The sequence below is a fragment of the Pseudarthrobacter sp. PS3-L1 genome, from assembly GCF_030063285.1.
GTDB lineage: Bacteria > Actinomycetota > Actinomycetes > Actinomycetales > Micrococcaceae > Arthrobacter.
The window spans coordinates 448,052-466,371 of sequence record NZ_JASISU010000004.1 but is presented as its reverse complement, the minus strand read 5'-3'; the positions used below and the strand labels follow the sequence as shown (position 1 = coordinate 466,371).

Genomic DNA, 18,320 nt, shown 5'->3' with positions numbered 1-18,320 from the left:
GCTGAACAGCCTGCCTGAGTATCGTCGCAGCCCTTGATACTGCGCCCCGATCTTTCGCGGGTCCCCGCCAACGACACACGCGACTATCCGCACTGGACACCAAATACACCTGGAACGGCTGGTGCAGCGCCCTGCACCAGCTTCTGAATAGCCAAGCCGTTCTGGTTGCGTCCCACCGACGCTGCCCCGTCCTGGAGTATTGCTGTAGATTCGATCCTGATCCGTCGATGGGACGACGCGTTCCAGAAAAAGCACACTAGGTAGGTGGTTATGGCTGCGGGACCCAAGCTGGCGGGCAACCGTCGCATTGCCCTGGCGAAAAGCTTCGAGGACGGCGGCCAGCATTACCATCAGGTGCGCCCCGGGTATCCAGCGGAGTCCGTGGACTGGCTGCTGCCGGAGGGAGCGCGGGACGCAGCCGACATCGGCGCCGGCACGGGAAAGTTCACCGGACTACTCCTCGACAGGGGCGTCAAGGTCACTGCCGTGGATCCCTCCACTGACATGCTGGCCCAGCTGCGCCTGGCACATCCGCGGGCAACCGCCATGGAAGGCACCGCTGAGGCGACAGGCCTTCCCGGGGCGGCGTTCGACGTCGTCAGTGTCGCCCAGGCCTGGCACTGGTGCGATCCTGTCCCAGCCAGCACCGAACTGGCAAGGATCCTGCAGCCCGGCGGCGTGCTTGGACTGGTCTGGAACCAGCTGGACACAAGTGTTCCCTGGGTCCACAGGCTCTCGCGGATCATGCATGCCGGTGATGTATACAGGCCCGAGACACGGCCTCCCGTAGGACCAGAATTTGGCGCTCTGGAATCCCATGTCAGTCGCTGGGTTGATCCACTGACGCCTGCGGACATCATTTCACTTGCACAGTCCCGCAGCTACTTCCTCCGTGCAGGCAAGGCGACCAGAGACACCGTCCTGACAAATTTAGGCTGGTATCTGCACGACCACCTGGGGCACTCTCCAGGCATGGAAATACAGCTGCCCTACCTTACGTTGACGTGGCGGGCCACAAAAAGGTAGTCGCCTGGACACAGGGGTAGGCTTGATGTCGTGAAGTCCAGCGCCCCCTCCTCCTCCATCGAGGACTACGTCAAGGTCATCTACTCGTTTACCGAGTGGCAGGAAAAACCCATCACGTCCTCCCAGCTCGCCCAGCGACTTGGGGTTGCCAATTCATCGGTTTCGGAAATGGTACGCAAACTCAAGGACCAAGGCCTGGTAGATCACCAGCCCTACAGCGCGATCCGGCTTACGGCACCCGGCACCACCCTTGCCCTGTCCATGGTCCGCCGGCACCGGCTGATCGAGACCTACCTGGTCCAGGAACTCGGATACAGCTGGGACGAGGTCCATGATGAGGCAGAACTGTTGGAACATGCGGTCTCAGACACCTTCATCAACCGCATGGAAGCCAAACTTGGCAACCCGCTGCGTGATCCCCATGGCGATCCCATCCCCAGTGCGGATGGAGTGGTCGACGTACCCGTGGCATCCGCCATGGAAGAGTTGGACCCAGGACACACCGGAAGGATCACACGGATCAGCGATGACAACCCCGACCTCCTTCGCTACCTTGCAGCAGAAAACATCAACCTGGACTCGGCGGTTGAAGTGATGGGCCGCAAACCATTTGGTGGAGCAATGGTTGTGCGAATCGGCAGCGGAGAGGACGTCCGCGACATCGACCTTGCAGATGAGATCACTGCGGCGCTGTGGGTGCACAGCGAAAAACCACACTCCGGGTGCATAGTGCGGAACGCCGGTTGACCAGCAGCAAGGGACCCTCGGCAGATAGTCGCCAGCGGCCACCGATCACGTGGCCAGCCCCCGGAATCTGGCTGGCGGTTGCTGGCGGGGCCCTCCTCGGGAGTGAACTCCGCTACATCGTCGGGCTGCTCTGGTCCGACCTGCCTGGACAGATTCCATGGGCAACACTGATGATCAACGTAACAGGCAGCTTCGTGCTCGCTGCCCTCACCACCTTCTGGATCGCCACGCCAACAGTCCCACTCTGGCTGCGGGCGGGAGTTGGTCCAGGTCTACTTGGATCCTTCACCACGTTCTCGGCAGTGGTCTATGCCGCGGATCAGCTGACACGGACAGGTAATTTCCTAGTGGCCGTGCTCTACCTGGCTGGATCGGTGATTCTGGGGCTCGCTGCAGCTGGCGCCGGCTGGACTCTGGGAAAGCGGTGGGGCACACGCCAGCGTTCTTCGGAGCGGGCGTGTTGACGGCGAGCCTTGTGGGCCTCTTCGGTGTTGCAGGGGCGCTGCTGCGTTTTAGCCTGGACACGTGGCTTGCCGGCCTCACCGCCACTACATCTGGTGCGACGACACCTCGCAGGCAGCTCCTTGATTGGCCCTGGGCTACGTTGGCAGTGAATGTGGTGGGCTCCCTGATTATTGGGCTCGCCATGGGCGGGGCCGCACAACTGCAGCTCGGACACGAATGGAGCACCGCGCTGGCAACAGGCCTGGCTGGTGGCCTGACAACCTTCAGCTCCTGGACCACTGGCACTGTGCGGCTGCTGTCGCAGTCACGGATTCTTGCAGCCACTGCTAACCTGGCCAGCAATCTTATTCTGGGCCTTGGTGCTGCTGCACTGGGTCTGTTCATCACCGCATAACAACAAGAAGGCGAGGAGCGCAGCAGATGGCCTGTCCACGCCATCCTCATCGCCGTAACGTGGTTCTCATTGCCACGTATCCCCTGCCTTGGCATGCGGCACCCCCACTCCCGTATCCTTGAGAGTGATGATGACCAGACGTGATGCAGCAATAGCCCTTGATGTCCCCTTGGAGATGGCCCATCGCCATGGCATCCCGCCGCGGATCAGCGAAGCGGACCTCGCTGCCATCCTTGATGCACCGCCACCGTGGCTGGTTCAGTCGAGAGCAAACCGCACCGGCAAGCGGCCCGTCTGGGTCCACCTTCAGTGCGCTGCCTGCGGGTACGCGGAGTCCATGCGGCCTAAGAAGTGGTGGCCAGACTTTACTTTCGTGGCATGTGAACACCATACAAAGGACGAAGTCCCCGAACTCCCCGCCGGAGCAGTACGCAGCGAGTTCGACGGCGTCGGGAACCGTTTTGTCGGCGTCGTGGATGCCATGGAAGAGCTGTAGCAGTAGTCCTACGTCGGCGAGGCCTGTCCGGCTTTGTCGACCGGCAGTGATGACCACGCCGGGAAGCACCATCCATGAACACACTCACTCTGGACGGCGGCGCGGTACAGCAGACAAAAAAGCCCCGGGATCCCATGGGATCCCGGGGCTTTCCGGTGGAGATGGGGGGAATTGAACCCCCGTCCGATGTCGTGTTGTCAGGGCTTCTCCGGGCGCAGTTCACGTCGGATTTTCTCGGCCCCAGCCGTCTTGTGAACAGGCAGCTGATCCAGGCCCAGTCATCTAAGAGTCCCACTTACCCCGATGACGGAGGTAAGTAGCAGTGGCTATCTAAATGACGCCAGGATCCGGGGCAATAGCAACCTCGGGCTGACGGACTGTCTTACTGCTTAGGCAGCGAGAGCGAAGTCAGTGCGTTTTGATTCGGCACTTATTGGTTTGCAGACAGCGTTTACGAGATAATTCTGCATCCTCGGCCCGCTTCACCTGTCGCGACTAACATCGTCGAAACCGATCATCCCCGTATTCTGTTACCAATCCCCACAGCCAGCTATCACTGAGGGATCTCATGCACCGGCGGAGTGAACCGCCGAAGTACCTACTATAGCCCATGACGGTCGCCGACGCTGCTAGCGACGGTTGCGCTCCCGCATATCCCGGAGAGCCTCACGGTTATCCTGCTGCTCACGGAGGGTCTGCCGCTTGTCGTACTCCCGCTTGCCTCGGGCTACGGCAATCTCGACTTTCGCCCGGCCATCAACGAAGTACAGCTGCAGCGGTACCACGGTGAACCCGGACTCACGGATCTTTTGGGAGATCTTCGTAAGCTCCTCACGGTGGAGCAGCAACTTACGACGTCGGCGGGCGGCGTGATTTGTCCAACTGCCCTGGTTGTACTCAGGGATGTGGATGGCTTCCATCCATAGTTCGTCATTGTAGAACGTGCAAAAGCCGTCCACCATGGACGCGTGCCCCTCTCGGAGGGACTTGACCTCGGTACCCATCAGCGCAATTCCGGCTTCATAGGTATCCAGAACCAGATAGTCATGCCGGGCCTTGCGGTTGGTGGCCACAACTTTCCGGCCACTTTCTTTAGGCACGGTAAAACTCCTCACTAGGGCATAGCACTGAATCCTTGCCAGATGGCGCAGAAGTTACCAGTCTACGACAGCTGGGGAGCGACCCTACAGCAGGCCCATGGGGTCCACGGGTGAACCATTGAGCCATGTTTCAAAGTGTGCGTGGCACCCGGTCGAGTTGCCGGTACTGCCGGAGTAGGCAATGAGCTGCCCTTGGGCAACCCGCTGGCCATTGGAAACGGCAATGCTGCTGTTGTGGTAGTAGACGGTTGTCAAGGAGTTGCCCTGCACCACACCGTGGGAGATCTTCACACGGTACCCACCGCCGTCGTTCCCGTTCCACCCAGATGAGAAGATTTCACCGGCAGCGGCAGCGTAGACGGGCGTACCGCAGGCTGCTCCGAAGTCGATTCCGGAGTGGAGGTAGCTTCCAGTGCCGTTGAAATCGATGGTACCCGCCGGTGTCGCGCGCCAGCCGAATCCGGACGTGATCGGTACACCGCTATCGAAGGGATGACGAAGCCCGAAGGCTGACGGTGATCCGCTCGGAGCCGGGACATAGGGGGCGGGAGCAGGTGGCGCCGGAGCAGGTGGCGGAGCGGCCTGTCCCTGTGCTGCGGCGGCGGCGGCTGCTGCGGCCTGGGCAGCCGCTGCAGCAGCTGCCTCTGCAGCGGCCCGCTCTGCAGCAACCTGGGCCAGGCGACGCTGTTCAGCTTCCCAGGCTTCCCGCAATTTACGGTCACGCTCCTGAATTTCTGCGGCAACAGCGTTCTGGCTGGTCTGGACTGAAGCCAGTTGAGCCTGGATCTGGGGCTTCGCTGCCTCAAGCTCACCGTTGAGCCGTGTTGTATCAGCTATCAGGGTGTCTACCTGCTGCTTCTTGGCGTCGGCTTCATCCCGAGCGGCCTTCTCCCTGGCAAGGGCCTCATCTGCCTTGGCCTTGAGCTCGGAGATCTCTGTCTCAACCGCTTCGAGGCGAGCCGCGGAGTTAACGTTGGTTGCATTCTGTTGCGACAGCTTGTCCATGGCGGCGTTCTGGCTGCGCATCGCCTGGTCGGCGAGATCCATCGTCTCCGTCAGGCTGGCGGTTCCCTTGGAACCAAAAAACAGGCTGACATTGGATGGGACTCCACCGGACTTGTAGGCCTGGGTAGCGATCTGGCCAATGACCTTTTTGGTACTGTCAATCTGTTCCTGGTCCTCGGCGAGCTGCACGGTAATCTGGGCCTTGCTCTCTTGGGCCAGGCTGACCCGCGTAGCAAGCGCCTCGGATTCCTTGACAGCACCGGCCACCCTCCCCTGCGCATCCAACAGGGACTGCTGGGCACCTGGCAGTTGGCCCTGGTAGAGCACCAGGTCGCCGGCAGCCTTCGCGATTTTGGAGTCCACGAACTCCAGTGACTGCTCCACCCGCGTAGCCTCTGCCTGCAAGGCCGCCTGCTTGTCTTCAAGCTCATCCGCCATGGCAGGCGACGCACCGAAGAACCCACCGGCCAGGACCAACGACAGACCGGCACTGACCAGGGCATTACGCTGCCTGGTCCGTTTTACGGATCCGACCGCGGAAATGGTTGCGGGCTGTCTCCGCCAAGAAGCAGATGTCATCGAGGGTCCTTGATCGTGGCGCACGGGTTTAAACCTTGAGGTACTTACGCAAGGTAAGCAGGGATGATATTCCTGCCAGGGAAGCACCCAAGATCAACAGCGCTGGTGCCAACAAAAGAGTCTGGCCTGGGGAAATAAACGCGGTATCCGGGTACTGCTGGGAAAGATAGTCACCCAGGAAGAATTTTGACACAGCCCACAGCGTTCCGGAGGCAAGAGCCGCGCCGACCACCGCAGCAATGACTCCTTCCAGGATGAAAGGCAGTTGAATGACTGTCTTGGATGCACCCACCAGGCGCATGATTCCCGTTTCCCGCCGTCGGCTGAATGCGGACAGCCTGATCGTTGTCGCAATAAGGAGAATTGCACAGACAATCATGACTCCTGCGACCAGGACAGCCACCAGGGAAGCACCATTCATGACCGTAAAGAGCTGTTCCAAGAGTTGCCGTTGATCAATGACTGTCTCCACGCCCGGCTGGGAGGAAAAAATCTCGCTGATGACCTGGTACTTCTCCGGGTCTTCCATATTTATGCGGAACGATGAAGGCAGCTGATCCGGAGTCACCGAATCGACAATGGGTGAATTTGCAAACTGCTCCGTGAAGTGACGGTAGGCATCGTCCTGGGACTCGAAGGTGAAGTCGTTGACGTACTGTGTGACAGCGGCCGATTCCAGGAGAGTCTGCAGGTTAGCTTGCTGTTCCTCGGTGACCGGCCCCGTAGCGCAGCTGGCCGACGTTGCGCCGTCACTGCAGAGAAATATTGCTACCTGGACCTTGTCGTACCAGAAGCCCTTCATTTGGTTGATCTGGAGCTGAAGCATGCCTGCCGCACCGACGAAGGTCAGTGACACGAAGGTCACCAGGATGACTGAAACCACCATGGAAAGGTTACGGCGCAGGCCACCGCCTATCTCACCAAGAATGAAAGCGAGTCTCATCGCGCGCCCTCGCTGCCCGGAGTAGCAGGCGGTGCAGTGTCTTCGCGACCGCTGGCGTCCTTGAGCCGACGCGATGCTCCGACAACTGGAATCATGGACGTGTAGAGTGCCTTGGACTCATCGCGGATAATAACGCCATTACGCAGTTCCACAACGCGTTTACGCATCTCGTTCACGATGTCGTCGTCGTGGGTTGCCATCACAACGGTGGTGCCATTCTGGTTGATCTTGTCTAGGACTCCCATGATGCCCATGGACGTGGTGGGATCCAGGTTTCCCGTGGGCTCATCCGCCAGCAGGATACCTGGTCGATTCACGACGGCGCGGGCGATAGCAACGCGCTGCTGCTCGCCACCTGAAAGTTCATGGGGGAAACGGTGTTCCTTGCCCTCAAGTCCGACTGTCTTGAGGACCTCCGGGACTGTGTCGCGGATGACGCTGCGGCTCTTGCCAATGACCTGCATGGCAAAGGCAACGTTGGCGAAGACGGTCTTCTGCGGCAAAAGCCTGAAGTCCTGAAAAACAACACCGATTCCGCGACGAAGGCGCGGTACGCGCCAGCTAGAGATGGTCGCAACGTTTTGTCCGGCGACGTAGACCGCGCCGGAAGACGCCCGGTCCTCTTTGAGGACCAGGCGAAGGAATGTTGACTTACCGGATCCGGACGCGCCTACAAGAAACGCGAATTCACCTCGGTCAATTTCAAGGTTGATGGCATCCAGCGCTGGTCGCGCCTTTTGGTCATAGACCTTGGTGACATTTTCAAATCGAATCATGGCCCTAAGTACCCTGCGGTCGCGACTCAACTGGCCGGTCCTGCTGCCGGTGCACGGGAATTCGTGGTGGGGGAAGTAGAGCCCCGGCCCCTCGACTATACGCAGGGATTCTGGGTCTACCGCACGAACTGGTTGGCGTGTCGCAGTTTTCACTGCCCCTCGGCCTCTACCCCAGCGGCCTGCCCAGTCTGGGCGACCTATTTCTCGGCGTTGCGGTTATCCGTCCGCCATCGGATTCCAGCATCGATGAAATCATCAATCTCGCCATCGAAGACAGCTGAGGTATTTCCCACTTCGTGCTCCGTGCGCAGGTCCTTGACCATCTGGTAAGGGTTCAGCACATAGGAGCGCATCTGGTCCCCCCATGAAGCCTTGACATCGCCCGCAAACGCCTTCTTCTCGGCATCTTCCTGCTCCTTCTTGAGCAACAGCAGCCTGGACTGCAGGACCCGCATGGCCGCGGCACGGTTTTGCAACTGAGACTTCTCGTTTTGCATGGAGACAACGGTGCCCGTGGGCAGGTGAGTCAGCCGCACCGCGGAGTCGGTGGTGTTCACCGACTGGCCGCCCGGACCCGAGGAGCGGAAAACATCCACGCGGATTTCGTTGTCAGGGATCTCAATGGAGTCTGTCTGTTCAATCAGCGGGATGACCTCGACTGCTGCGAAAGAGGTCTGGCGGCGGCCCTGGTTATCAAAGGGGCTGATCCGAACAAGGCGATGCGTGCCAGCCTCAACGCTGAGGGTACCGAAAGCGTAGGGTGCCTTAACTTCGAAGGTGGCAGATTTGAGTCCCGCCTCCTCCGCATACGAAGTATCCATAACAGTGGTCGGATATCCGTGTCGTTCAGCCCATCGTAGATACATCCGCATCAGCATTTCCGCGAAATCGGCAGCATCCACGCCGCCAGCGCCGGCCCGGATGGAAACGACTGCTTCGCGTTCGTCGTATTCTCCGGAAAGAAGCGTGACAACTTCAAGGTCGGTCAACGCCTTACGGACTGATTCAAGCTCGACGGCGGCTTCCCCCATAGAATCGTCGTCACCTTCGTCCTGGCCAAGTTCAACCAGCACTTCAAGATCATCAATCCGGGCCACCAAGCGATTGAGGCGTTCCAACTCGGACTGGCGGTGGGAAAGACGGGACGTGATGACCTGCGCTGCGGCGGGATCATCCCACAGGTTAGGCTCGCCAGCACGCTCACTGAGCTCGGCAATGTCTTCCTTCAACGCTTCCACGTCGCTGACGTTCTCGATCGACGTGTAGGTGGCGCGAAGGGCGCGGATTTCTGCAGAAAAATCAATAGTGGCCATGGTCGTTTAACCCTACGCCATCACTCGGTGAGGTAAATGCGGGTGTGTAGCAACCTTCATGTGAGCTCTCATCCAGGGCTCAGCGGACCAGTTGGGCGCGTGCGGTAGATCTCGCTTCGATCCTGATACCGTCCGGAACCAAGAAATTCACAAGGGGTGGCCGGACTGTGGCAGTAAGGACAACAACGGCGGTTGAACCCTCTGGGCTGCCGGTACCGCTGGCAATCTCCAGCGCCTCAAGTCCTGCCGCAGCTGGGCTCATAGCCAGGTACTGCGCAACGACGCTCTGAACGCGAGCACTGCCCAGGACAGCAGACGGCGTTCCACCTGCCGACTCCAACGCACCCAGAGTGAAACTGTCCGCCGCAGCCAACGACGCGCCGTCGGCCACTGACAGAAGTTTCTTTCGTTCTAGGTAGACCCCTGAGATAGCGATGACCACTGTGGCAAGAAGCAATGCCAGCGCCACAAATCCGATGATCATGATTCCTATTTGACCGTTATCCCGCCCATCCTGGGTTGTGGCGGGCTCCTGCCAGCTACTGACACCTGCTTTCATCGGAACCTCCCCATCATCTGCGTTGAGGCGGCACTGACATTTGTAGCGGTGATCCCCTGCGCACCGCTAAATGGGACAAACGGGAGCGCAATTCTGAGGCGGACCGTCACTGTTACAGCTGACCCTGCCGCCCGGCAATCAGAAGGTGCACAACTAATTTCCATCTGCGCATCCACCGGTCGATACCCATAGTCCGCGAGGGTTGTCGCCACAGCCACCTCTGCGTCGCCAGCAGCATCATATTCGGCCGCTGAATAAACTTTTGCAGCCTGGTCTGCGGCTCCCACCACAGCAAAAGAGCCGTTCTGGACCTGGCTCACGGTGATGATGAAGTACACCAGTGGGACCATCAGAAGGAGGGCCAGAAACAAGAATTCCACAACGGCGCTTCCCTCCTCAGCAGGGCATCGGAGACGTATTCCACTGTCGCAAAGCGGCTGTCCGCCCGCTTCATCTCGCCTGGACCGCTGCACGACCAGAAATTTCAAAAATAGCTCTGGGCCCAACTAGGCCAATCACAGGCAACGGCGCCCAGACGGTGACCTCGATTGTGGCCCCTCCCCCGAGGATTGCCGTCTGTGCCCTGACATCGGTGGAAAAATCACTGTTCAGGGCACTGTTGATGAGTTGAACAGTGCGCTCCTGGGCGTCACGTGGGCCACGGTCCGCGAGCGCACCGTACCGAGCACCTGAGGATGCGGCGTCGGTCAGGATATTGCGTACGTGCAGGACGAGCGTCAGTTGGATGATCGCCATAAACAGCAGCGTGAGCAACGACCCCACAAGGACAAAATCAACCACAGCGGAGCCCATCTGGGAGGAGCGCTTGACGGTCTCCATCATGGAAGGCCGATTCACTTTCTGACTATGCGACAGCACGGAAACCATGGATCACCCACCCACAGTGTCCATCGCCCGGTTGAACATCGCTTCCAGAGCCGGACCGGCGATGGCCAGTAGCGCTGCGACCAGAACTGCTGACATGAGGGTGATCATGACCCAGCCCGGAACGTCTCCGCGCTCCGGATCATCAGCCAAGGCTCCGGACCGCGCATTTCCGGCTGATTGAGCATTGGAAGCCTGGCCCAGGGCCATAACCCAGCACCAGAGCGAAGCCAGCAGTAGGGCTGTGATGGGTTGGATTGTTTTCATGGTGGCCTTCTCTTTCGTTATGCGGGGTCTGACGCTGCCGGTTGGTGAAAATTCGTGCCGTCGCTGTGCATCCACTCACAATCCGACCGTGATGGCGACGAGGCCGGGGAAGACAGCAAAAACAACCGTCAGCGGAAGAACGCCAAAAACTAGCGGCACCATCATGGCAATCTCTTTTTTGCCCGCCGATTCCATCAGGTCACGCTTTGCAGTGTCACGCACGTCCTGTGCCTGGGCACGCAGAATATCGGCAAGCGGAGTGCCACGTTCGATGGCAACCACGAGCCCGTCGACAAAACGAAGGAGCGGGCTCAGGTCCGTCCTAGCCGAAAATTCCAGCAATGCAGATGTCATCGGCACCCCGGACCGGGTCGAGGCCAAAACCTTTGTGAACTCTCTGGACAGCTCGCCGTTCGATGTGTTGCATACCCTTTCCAGCGCCCCCGCTGCGCTCTCCCCGGCACCGACAGCGAGCGCCATCAGTTCGGCAACGCTGGGAAACTCAGCCATCATCCGGGCAGAGCGTCGACTCACCTGCACACCCAGCCAGTAGTCGCGGAACAGATAGCCTCCCAGCGCGCCCGCGAGGACAACCAGAAGGGCTGTCAGGATGCTGAACTTTCCTAGGCTTACAGTCACCGCAACGCAACCAATGGCTGCAGCGAAACCCAAGGCTCCCCAGAGCAATTGTTCAGCCCGAAAATCAAGTGCTGTTTTGTCGATGCCAGCCTGTGCAAGTCGCAGGGTTAGGGCGCGCGTGCCTGGGCTGTGGCGGGCTACAAATCCCCTCGCGTCGCGGATGATTGGTGCCAATATTCGTTGCAATGGACCGAAAGGGGGGACGGACTCCGCTGCCGGAGCCTGGAGTAGTCGTGATCCAACACTTTGCGATTTGAGCTGTGAATGGATTCGGTCGCTGAAGGTCAAGGGATGCGAGCCGGGCACGCCAGCGATAATCAGCCACACTCCCGTACCCAGGCCAACTCCGCAGATCACCACAAGGGCCTCGACGTTCAACGGAGCACCCGGGCTTCGCTGGGCAGGGTTCCGATCCGGAGCATCAGGGTATAGCTCCCCAGGGAAATCACCAGCCCTGCAACGAGGACTACGACTCCTGCAGCACTGTTGTATGCGGCGACAGCCTCGGGCCGCGTTGCCAGGAGCAGAATCACCAGCCAGGGAGCGGCTACAGCGAGCCTGGCTGCGTTGACGGTCCAAGATTGTCGGGCTTCGAGTTCACTCCGCGTTCGTGAGCTTTCGCGGAGGAACTCTCCAAGCGTGCCCAGCAGCCTGCCAAGGTCGGAGCCGCCCACGGTGCGGGTCAGCCTGAGTGCTTCAACAATTCTGTCCGCGACTGGGTCAGCAAGCCGGTCCTTGAGTCGGTTGAGGGCCGCGTCGAAGCGTCCGCCGGAACGGTAATCATCAGCAAAGTCAATAAAGAAGGGGCGCAGTTCTTCTGGCCCCTTCAGGCCCAACTGTATGAGCGCCTCCGGTAAGGACAGACCTGCACGAATTGCAGAGCGGAGGTGATCAACGACGTCGGGCCACAGCTGACGAAGCAGTGCCTGGCGACGCCGGGCACGACGTCTGACTAGGACGATCGGGACCCACCCGCCGAACAGGGCAAAACACCCCGCAATGGACCAGGACCCTGTTAGCGCACGGAACGTCATGCCCGCGAAGAGTGCTAGCCCTAGGCAGGTCAGAACCAAGGCCCGCCCGCTGACGTTTTCAATACCAGCGCTCAGGAGGAGGTCCTGGAGCCCGTGCCGGGCAAGGCGTTTGGCTGGCCTGCGAGGTTCATCCCACAGCGACCACCAAACAAGGAATACGCCCGTACCTGCGAGGACCCCCAGGAGGGGAATCATGACCGAAAATCCAAGAGTGCGGCCACATCGACGTTGGCGCGAGAGAATTTTTCGGCGGCGGGAATGACATTGGGCATAACCGACAACAGTCCGTCCTGGACGGAAAAGACCATCGAGGATTCGATGATTCCGTTTTCGACTCTTCGTCCAAGAGCGAGAATTTCCGTGACCTGCCGGCTGCCGTTCACATTGCGGCTGCAATGCACCACGAGGTCGATGCACGAGGCAACAGTCGGGACGACGAAGGCGCTCGAGATATTTTCGCCAGCCAAGAGCGGCAGCGTGCAAATTTTCGTCACGGCATCGTAGGCAGAATTTGCGTGGACGGTGCACATCCCGGGAAGACCGCTGTTGAGGGCAATCAGCATATCCAGGCTCTCCGCCTCCCGAACTTCTCCCACAACGAGCCTGTCCGGACGCATCCGTAGCGCTTCTTTGACAAGGCGTCGCAGCGGTATCTCACCCTGCCCCTCAAGATTTGGTTGCCGGCACTGCAGACCAACAACATCCCGAAGTGGAAACTGCAGCTCGAAAATCTCTTCAACAGTGACCACGCGTTCCCTGCTGCCAATGCTCGAAGCCAGGCAATTCAGCATTGTGGTCTTGCCTGCCTGCGTTGCACCCGAGACAAGGATGTTGAGGCCGCTGGCAACCGCTGCTGCAAGAAACTTTGCGGCGTGCGGACTGAGGGTGCCCAGTTCTACCAAATGGTCTAGCCGGGATGCTTTCACGACAAACTTGCGAATGTTGACGCTCCAGTGCCGCCGAGTGACATCTGGGATCACGACATGGAGTCGTGAGCCGTCCGGCAGCGAAGCGTCCACAAACGGGGACGAAAGGTCCAGCCTCCGCCCGGAGCTCTTCAGCATGCGCTCCACAAGATCACGCACCTGCTGTTCGGTAAGGCTTAGGGAGGTGAGCTCAGACTCCCCATTTCTGGCGACATAAATCTCGCGAGGTGCGTTGATCCATACTTCCTCAATGGTGGGATCATCGAGAAGTGGCTGAAGTGCTCCGTAGCCGGCGACGGCATTAAAAATCCACCGACGGGCTCCTTCAAGAGATCCCAAGGGCGGCAGCGGCCCCAGCAGCGTCCGATCGTCATAATCAGAGACGGCTGCCGCGACCAACTGACGAACCTCACCATGCTGCAAGAGCGGATCAAGGCCCCGGCGCCGAATGAGCTCGCGGACCTCGTCTTCCACTATCTCCACAGCATCCATGGGACATCCCCTCGACCGGCTGGGCCGCAGCGGCGGCGCAATGTGGGTTCAGCTTAGGGATCCGTAGGGAGCCTGACTAGGGTGCGGATACATCTATGTGGATAGACGCGAACCATCAGTCACACGAGACTTGTTCACCACCAGGGGCATCAGACTTTCGAGCTTTATTTCCTCCGCCCAGGCGAGAAGACCTTCGTGACTCCGCGCCACAAACGGCAGCGCCATAAGAAGCGAGAGACGGAAAAAGCCCCCATCAACCGATGGAAGCCATGTCCGTGGTTTAGTTTCAGATCACGAAGGGATCCAGAACTAAGCCAGGTATGCTGCGAGCCTGCTGCGTGAGCTACGGGGCGTGAAGCCGGTGGACTTGATTTTGTTCAGGTCCAAGCCACTGTTCAGAGGCCGTGGTGCTGCGGCTTTGCCGTTGAAGTACTCCGCTGTGCTGACGCCTGTCACTGATGAGCGTGGTTTGCCGGAGAGTTCGTAGACGTCCGCGGCGATTTCTGCCCAAGACTGCGGGTCGCCGTCGTTGGAGAAATTGTAGGTGCCGGAAGTGGCCCCCGTTTCGAGCAGGTGCTTGATACCCGCGGCGATGTCTTCCGTGAAGCTCAGCCGGCCAAATTGGTCGTTGACCACTGAGGGTTCGATGCCCCGTTCGGCCAGGGATGCCATAGTGCGGACGAAGTTGTTTCCCGCGCCAATCACCCAACTGGTCCTCACAATGTAGTGACGGGGAACAACGCTGACAATCGCGTCTCCGGCCGCTTTGGTTTGCCCGTAGACACCGAGCGGACTGAAGGGTTCCTCCTCGTGGTGATTGTCGCGGTCGCCGTCGAAAACGTAGTCCGAGGAGATATGCACCAAAGTCAGGTCATGCTCGAGGGCGGTCCGCGCAAGGGCAGCGACAGCTGTGACGTTGATGTCCCACGCAGCCCTGCGGCCTTCCGGAGTCTCGGCAGTGTCTACGCCTGTGTAGGCCGCCGCGTTGATGATCGTGGAGTAGTTCTTCCAGTTACGATCGGTGAACGCCAAGGCGTTGGTAAGGTCGAACTCGGCCCGGGCCGCGAACTCCACGGATGGGTCGCCGTCGTAAAGTTCCCGGAGCGCTTTGCCCAACTGGCCGTCGGCGCCGATCACCAGCGTTTTACGCCCCGGCATGGGAACAACATCTACCAGTCTCGGGTGTGCCTTGTCCTTCTCCGAGAGTTCCGCGCTTTCCAGACCGATCGGCCAGACAATGGCTGCACTTTCATCGGCAAGGTTCAAGAATGTGTACTGACCCTGGGCGTCTGCAGACCAATGATCGTTGACCAGATAGGTGTAGGCGGTGTTGTCCTCCAACGTTTGGAAGGCGTTGCCCACTCCACGGGGAATGAAAATCGCCTGGCTTGCGTCCATTTCGGCGGTAAAAACAGCACCGAAGGACGGGCCCTCGCGTAGGTCAACCCAAGCGCCGAAAATCCGCCCGGTGGCTACAGAAATGAACTTGTCCCACGGCTCAGCATGAATGCCCCGAGTGGTCCCTGCCTTCTCATTAAAGGAGACATTGTTCTGGACCGGCCGAAAATCAGGTAGACCCAGAGCGACCATCTTCTCGCGCTGCCAGTTTTCCTTGAACCAGCCACGGTTATCACCGTGAACCGGCAGGTCATAAAGGACGACGCCCGGAATGGGAGTTTCGTGGAAAGTAAGCTTCTTGGAGAACTCGATCGACATGTCCCTACTGCCCCTGTTCCGTGTACTTGGCTTCCGTGGCGGCCTTCTGCGGACGCCACCAGTCCTGATTCTCCCGATACCACGTGATCGTGGCTTCGATCCCGGAGTCGAAATTCGAGTACTTGGGGCTCCAGCCCAACTCATCACGCAACTTGGACGAATCGATCGCGTAACGCATGTCGTGCCCTGGCCGATCCACCACATGGTCATAAGCATCAGCTGGCTGACCCATATGGGTGAGGATCAGTTCAACAACATCCTTGTTGTTCTTCTCACCATCGGCACCAATCAGGTACGTCTCCCCAACCCGGCCCTTCTCAATGATCGCCAAAACCGCCGAGGAGTGGTCATTGGCATGGATCCAGTCCCGAACGTTCTCTCCCTTGCCATAAAGTTTGGGCCGGATCCCATCAAGGACGTTAGTGATCTGCCGCGGAATGAACTTCTCCACATGCTGATAAGGGCCGTAATTATTCGAGCAGTTGCTGATCGTGGCCTGCAACCCAAAAGAACGGACCCACGCCCTCACCAGCAGGTCAGATCCAGCTTTCGTAGACGAATACGGACTCGATGGGTTGTACGGGGTCTCCTCCGTGAACCGCTCAGGGTCATCGAGTTCCAGGTCCCCGTAGACCTCGTCAGTGGAAATGTGGTGGAAACGCTTCCCATGCTTACGTGCCGCCTCAATCAACACATAGGTTCCGATGATATTGGTATCGAGAAACGGGCGCGGGTCATGCAGGGAATTATCGTTATGGGACTCCGCAGCGTAGTGAATCACAACATCGGACGCGGCAACGAGCGGATCGACCACTGACGCATCAGCAATATCGCCCTTCACAAACGTGACACGCTCTGCAGGAAGACCAGCTAAAGACTCCAGATTCCCCGCATAGGTGAGCTTATCCAGCACCGTCACCAGATGATCCGTGTGCTCCACCACAAAATGAACAAAATTGGAACCAATAAATCCAGCCCCGCCGGTAACAAGAAGTCTCTGCATGCAGCCAGCATATCGGGAGAATATCGGCCGTTTCTCCTGTCGACCTCAATCGCTCGTCGTGGTTACTTGCCGCACAATTAGTTACTCTCTTCCCAGAGGCACCTTCAGCCTCACCGCCCCCATAGTCTCCTGGAGTACCGTGCATAGTCCGTTTCTACTGCTAACAACCCTTGCGCTGGCGGGATCCGTGAGCCTGGGTGGCGCACTTCCCGGCAATCCAGTCGCCAGCCCACCATCCCCGGCGCCAACGGTCTCTGGCACCACCTCGACTTCACCGGCAGTGCCCATGGCACCTAGCGCAAAAGCCACCGCATCTTCCACCAAGCCGTCGGCACCCAAGCCGGAGGCACCCAAGCCGGAGGCCACACCGGCTACGACGCCAAGCAAAGCCGCAACGCCGCCAGCACCCAAGGTATCCGCCCCGGCTGTTCCTCAAGAGTCACAGGCCTCCGAACCCGCACAGGCCTCGGATACCGCTAAGCAAACGCCGGGCTCTGCCTCGATGGGTAAAGCAGGTCTCAATCCGCCCATGGATGCGCAGCGCCGCAGTCAGCCGGAACTCTTGGCAGCTCCAGGGCAAGAGGCCACCGTTCCAGAGCAACCCGCAGGCACGCAAGGCCTGCCCCTAGGACTGGATGTCTCTTCGTGGCAGGGCACCGTCAACTGGTCCGTGGTAAGCAACAACGGAGCCAAATTTGGCTATATCAAAGCAACAGAAGGCGTGGCTTACAAGAACCCCAACTACACATCGCAGTACAACGGGTCTAAGGCGGCAGGGCTAATCCGGGGCGCCTACCACTTCGCTCTCCCCAACGTATCCGCCGGCGCGGCCCAGGCTGCGTTTTTCGTTCAGAACGGCGGTCAGTGGAGTGCCGACGGCGCCACCATGCCTCCGGTCCTGGATATTGAGGATAACCCCTACGGGGCGAAATGCTACGGGCTCAGCGCGTCCCAGATGGCCACGTGGATCCGGGATTTCACGCGAACCGTCAAGTCGCTGACCAACAAGCAAGCCATGATCTACACGAGCTACTACTTCTGGCAGGACTGTGTTGGTAACACCACCGAATTCAGCCAGTCCAACCCGCTCTGGCTTGCGTCCTACTACACCAACTCGCCGAGGATTCCGGGCGGCTGGCCCGCATACACGATCTGGCAGTACGCAAATGATTACGCCGACGCAGGGCAAACCGTTAGGGCCACGTTCCCGGGGGACCAAAATGTGTTCAACGGTTCGCTCCAACAACTTCGCCAGCTCGCGTCTTCTCCAGACAATCAACCACTGAATCCGCCAGCAGGCGCCACATCTATCACCGGTAAATGGGGAGGCGATGGAAAAACCTACGCCGGGTGGTTTAAGGATGGTCTTTGGTGCGTTCAGCTCCCCACATCCTCCAGAAGCTGTTTTCGCTATGGCGATCCCGGTGACAAACCAGTTGCTGGTGACTGGAATGGTGATGGCAGAGGTGGAATCGGTATTGTCCGCAACGGCTACTGGTGGCTGGTCGACGATATTCGGACTCTTTCCATAACCCGCGTGGTTGAATTCGGGATCGGTTCTGATAAGCCCCTTGTTGGCGACTGGAACGGCTCGGGCCGTGACTCCATCGGGATCTGGCGCAAGTCGAGTTTCCAGGTTGCCTACAACATCGCACGACCTACGGTCGACGAGATGTCGATCTTCGGTATTTCCACTGATACCCCACTTGTCGGCGACTGGGACGGAGACGGCAAAGCCGGCATCGGCGTCTGGCGCAACGGTGAGTGGTGGCTCAGCAACCAGGTCCGCAATCCTCGCGTCTCAACAATGGTCTGGTTCGGCGTCGGAAGCGACACTCCAGTGTCCGGCGACTGGGACGGCAACAGGACGTCAACACTAGGCATTGTTCGTAACGGCAGCTGGCAACTCACCAACAGTCTCTCCCGGCTGAGCGTCGACGCCATCCTGCCCTGAC

20 protein-coding genes and 1 other RNA gene are annotated in these 18,320 nt (G+C 59.4%); 6 read left to right on the top strand and 15 right to left on the bottom strand.

The window, feature by feature from the left end:
* Nucleotides 1-270: 270 nt before the first annotated feature.
* The 5 genes from QMG79_RS13430 to QMG79_RS13410 all read left to right on the top strand — a co-directional run bounded on the left by QMG79_RS13430 (nucleotide 271) and on the right by QMG79_RS13410 (nucleotide 3,128).
* A complete protein-coding gene (locus tag QMG79_RS13430) occupies nucleotides 271-1,026 on the top strand; it encodes a class I SAM-dependent methyltransferase (RefSeq protein WP_283539088.1) in 756 nt (251 codons plus the stop codon).
* Between the two features lie 30 nt (nucleotides 1,027-1,056).
* Nucleotides 1,057-1,773 carry a metal-dependent transcriptional regulator gene (locus QMG79_RS13425; protein WP_283539087.1) on the top strand — a complete coding sequence of 239 codons (717 nt, stop codon included), beginning with the start codon at nucleotides 1,057-1,059 and terminating at the stop codon, nucleotides 1,771-1,773.
* Nucleotides 1,770-2,237, top strand: coding sequence for a fluoride efflux transporter FluC (locus QMG79_RS13420; RefSeq protein WP_283539086.1), 468 nt, complete (start codon nucleotides 1,770-1,772; stop codon nucleotides 2,235-2,237). The genes QMG79_RS13425 and QMG79_RS13420 overlap by 4 nt, the downstream gene beginning before the upstream one ends.
* Nucleotides 2,231-2,632 carry a fluoride efflux transporter FluC gene (locus QMG79_RS13415; protein WP_283539085.1) on the top strand — a complete coding sequence of 134 codons (402 nt, stop codon included), beginning with the start codon at nucleotides 2,231-2,233 and terminating at the stop codon, nucleotides 2,630-2,632. The genes QMG79_RS13420 and QMG79_RS13415 overlap by 7 nt, the downstream gene beginning before the upstream one ends.
* Nucleotides 2,633-2,759: 127 nt before the next feature.
* Entirely contained in the window at nucleotides 2,760-3,128 is a 369-nt protein-coding gene (locus QMG79_RS13410) for a hypothetical protein (protein ID WP_283539084.1), read from the top strand.
* A gap of 153 nt (nucleotides 3,129-3,281) precedes the next feature.
* Here the strand turns inward: QMG79_RS13410 and ssrA are convergent.
* The 15 genes from ssrA to rfbB form a co-directional block, all read right to left on the bottom strand.
* Nucleotides 3,282-3,650, bottom strand: a transfer-messenger RNA (tmRNA) gene (gene ssrA / locus QMG79_RS13405).
* A gap of 107 nt (nucleotides 3,651-3,757) precedes the next feature.
* Entirely contained in the window at nucleotides 3,758-4,228 is a 471-nt protein-coding gene (gene smpB, locus QMG79_RS13400) for an SsrA-binding protein SmpB (RefSeq protein WP_283539083.1), read from the bottom strand.
* An 84-nt stretch (nucleotides 4,229-4,312) separates the two neighbouring features.
* Complete coding sequence (locus QMG79_RS13395) at nucleotides 4,313-5,812, bottom strand: M23 family metallopeptidase (protein ID WP_283539082.1); 1,500 nt, start codon at nucleotides 5,810-5,812, stop codon at nucleotides 4,313-4,315.
* 28 nt (nucleotides 5,813-5,840) lie between these two features.
* Nucleotides 5,841-6,755, bottom strand: coding sequence for a permease-like cell division protein FtsX (ftsX, locus tag QMG79_RS13390; protein ID WP_283539081.1), 915 nt, complete (start codon nucleotides 6,753-6,755; stop codon nucleotides 5,841-5,843).
* Nucleotides 6,752-7,531, bottom strand: coding sequence for a cell division ATP-binding protein FtsE (gene ftsE / locus QMG79_RS13385; RefSeq protein WP_283539080.1), 780 nt, complete (start codon nucleotides 7,529-7,531; stop codon nucleotides 6,752-6,754). Before ftsE ends, ftsX begins: the two co-directional genes overlap by 4 nt.
* A gap of 197 nt (nucleotides 7,532-7,728) precedes the next feature.
* Nucleotides 7,729-8,844 (bottom strand): peptide chain release factor 2, encoded by a 1,116-nt coding sequence (gene prfB / locus QMG79_RS13380; RefSeq protein WP_283539079.1) that lies wholly within the window; start codon nucleotides 8,842-8,844, stop codon nucleotides 7,729-7,731.
* Between the two features lie 79 nt (nucleotides 8,845-8,923).
* The gene (locus QMG79_RS13375) at nucleotides 8,924-9,403 is read right to left on the bottom strand and encodes a pilus assembly protein TadG-related protein (RefSeq protein WP_283539078.1); all 480 of its coding nucleotides are present in this window, start codon (nucleotides 9,401-9,403) and stop codon (nucleotides 8,924-8,926) included.
* A complete protein-coding gene (locus QMG79_RS13370; protein ID WP_283539077.1) occupies nucleotides 9,400-9,783 on the bottom strand; it encodes a hypothetical protein in 384 nt (127 codons plus the stop codon). The genes QMG79_RS13375 and QMG79_RS13370 overlap by 4 nt, the downstream gene beginning before the upstream one ends.
* A 70-nt stretch (nucleotides 9,784-9,853) precedes the next feature.
* Nucleotides 9,854-10,246, bottom strand: coding sequence for a TadE/TadG family type IV pilus assembly protein (locus QMG79_RS13365; RefSeq protein WP_283539268.1), 393 nt, complete (start codon nucleotides 10,244-10,246; stop codon nucleotides 9,854-9,856).
* 48 nt (nucleotides 10,247-10,294) lie between these two features.
* A complete protein-coding gene (locus tag QMG79_RS13360; protein WP_502934749.1) occupies nucleotides 10,295-10,498 on the bottom strand; it encodes a hypothetical protein in 204 nt (67 codons plus the stop codon).
* 132 nt (nucleotides 10,499-10,630) lie between these two features.
* Nucleotides 10,631-11,572, bottom strand: a complete 942-nt coding sequence (locus QMG79_RS13355; RefSeq protein ID WP_283539075.1) for a type II secretion system F family protein — start codon at nucleotides 11,570-11,572, stop codon at nucleotides 10,631-10,633.
* Nucleotides 11,569-12,423 carry a type II secretion system F family protein gene (locus tag QMG79_RS13350; RefSeq protein ID WP_283539074.1) on the bottom strand — a complete coding sequence of 285 codons (855 nt, stop codon included), beginning with the start codon at nucleotides 12,421-12,423 and terminating at the stop codon, nucleotides 11,569-11,571. The genes QMG79_RS13355 and QMG79_RS13350 overlap by 4 nt, the downstream gene beginning before the upstream one ends.
* On the bottom strand, nucleotides 12,420-13,646 hold the full coding sequence (locus QMG79_RS13345) for a TadA family conjugal transfer-associated ATPase (protein WP_283539073.1): 1,227 nt from the start codon (nucleotides 13,644-13,646) through the stop codon (nucleotides 12,420-12,422). The genes QMG79_RS13350 and QMG79_RS13345 overlap by 4 nt, the downstream gene beginning before the upstream one ends.
* Before the next feature lie 309 nt (nucleotides 13,647-13,955).
* Nucleotides 13,956-15,362 carry a sugar nucleotide-binding protein gene (locus tag QMG79_RS13340; RefSeq protein WP_283539072.1) on the bottom strand — a complete coding sequence of 469 codons (1,407 nt, stop codon included), beginning with the start codon at nucleotides 15,360-15,362 and terminating at the stop codon, nucleotides 13,956-13,958.
* A gap of 4 nt (nucleotides 15,363-15,366) precedes the next feature.
* Nucleotides 15,367-16,365: a dTDP-glucose 4,6-dehydratase gene (gene rfbB / locus QMG79_RS13335; RefSeq protein ID WP_283539071.1), complete on the bottom strand. Its 999-nt coding sequence runs from the start codon at nucleotides 16,363-16,365 to the stop codon at nucleotides 15,367-15,369.
* Nucleotides 16,366-16,504: 139 nt separating this feature from the next.
* On the opposite strand from rfbB, the gene QMG79_RS13330 reads away from it, so the two are divergent.
* A complete protein-coding gene (locus tag QMG79_RS13330; RefSeq protein WP_283539070.1) occupies nucleotides 16,505-18,319 on the top strand; it encodes a GH25 family lysozyme in 1,815 nt (604 codons plus the stop codon).
* The last annotated feature ends 1 nt before the right edge of the window (nucleotide 18,320 follow it).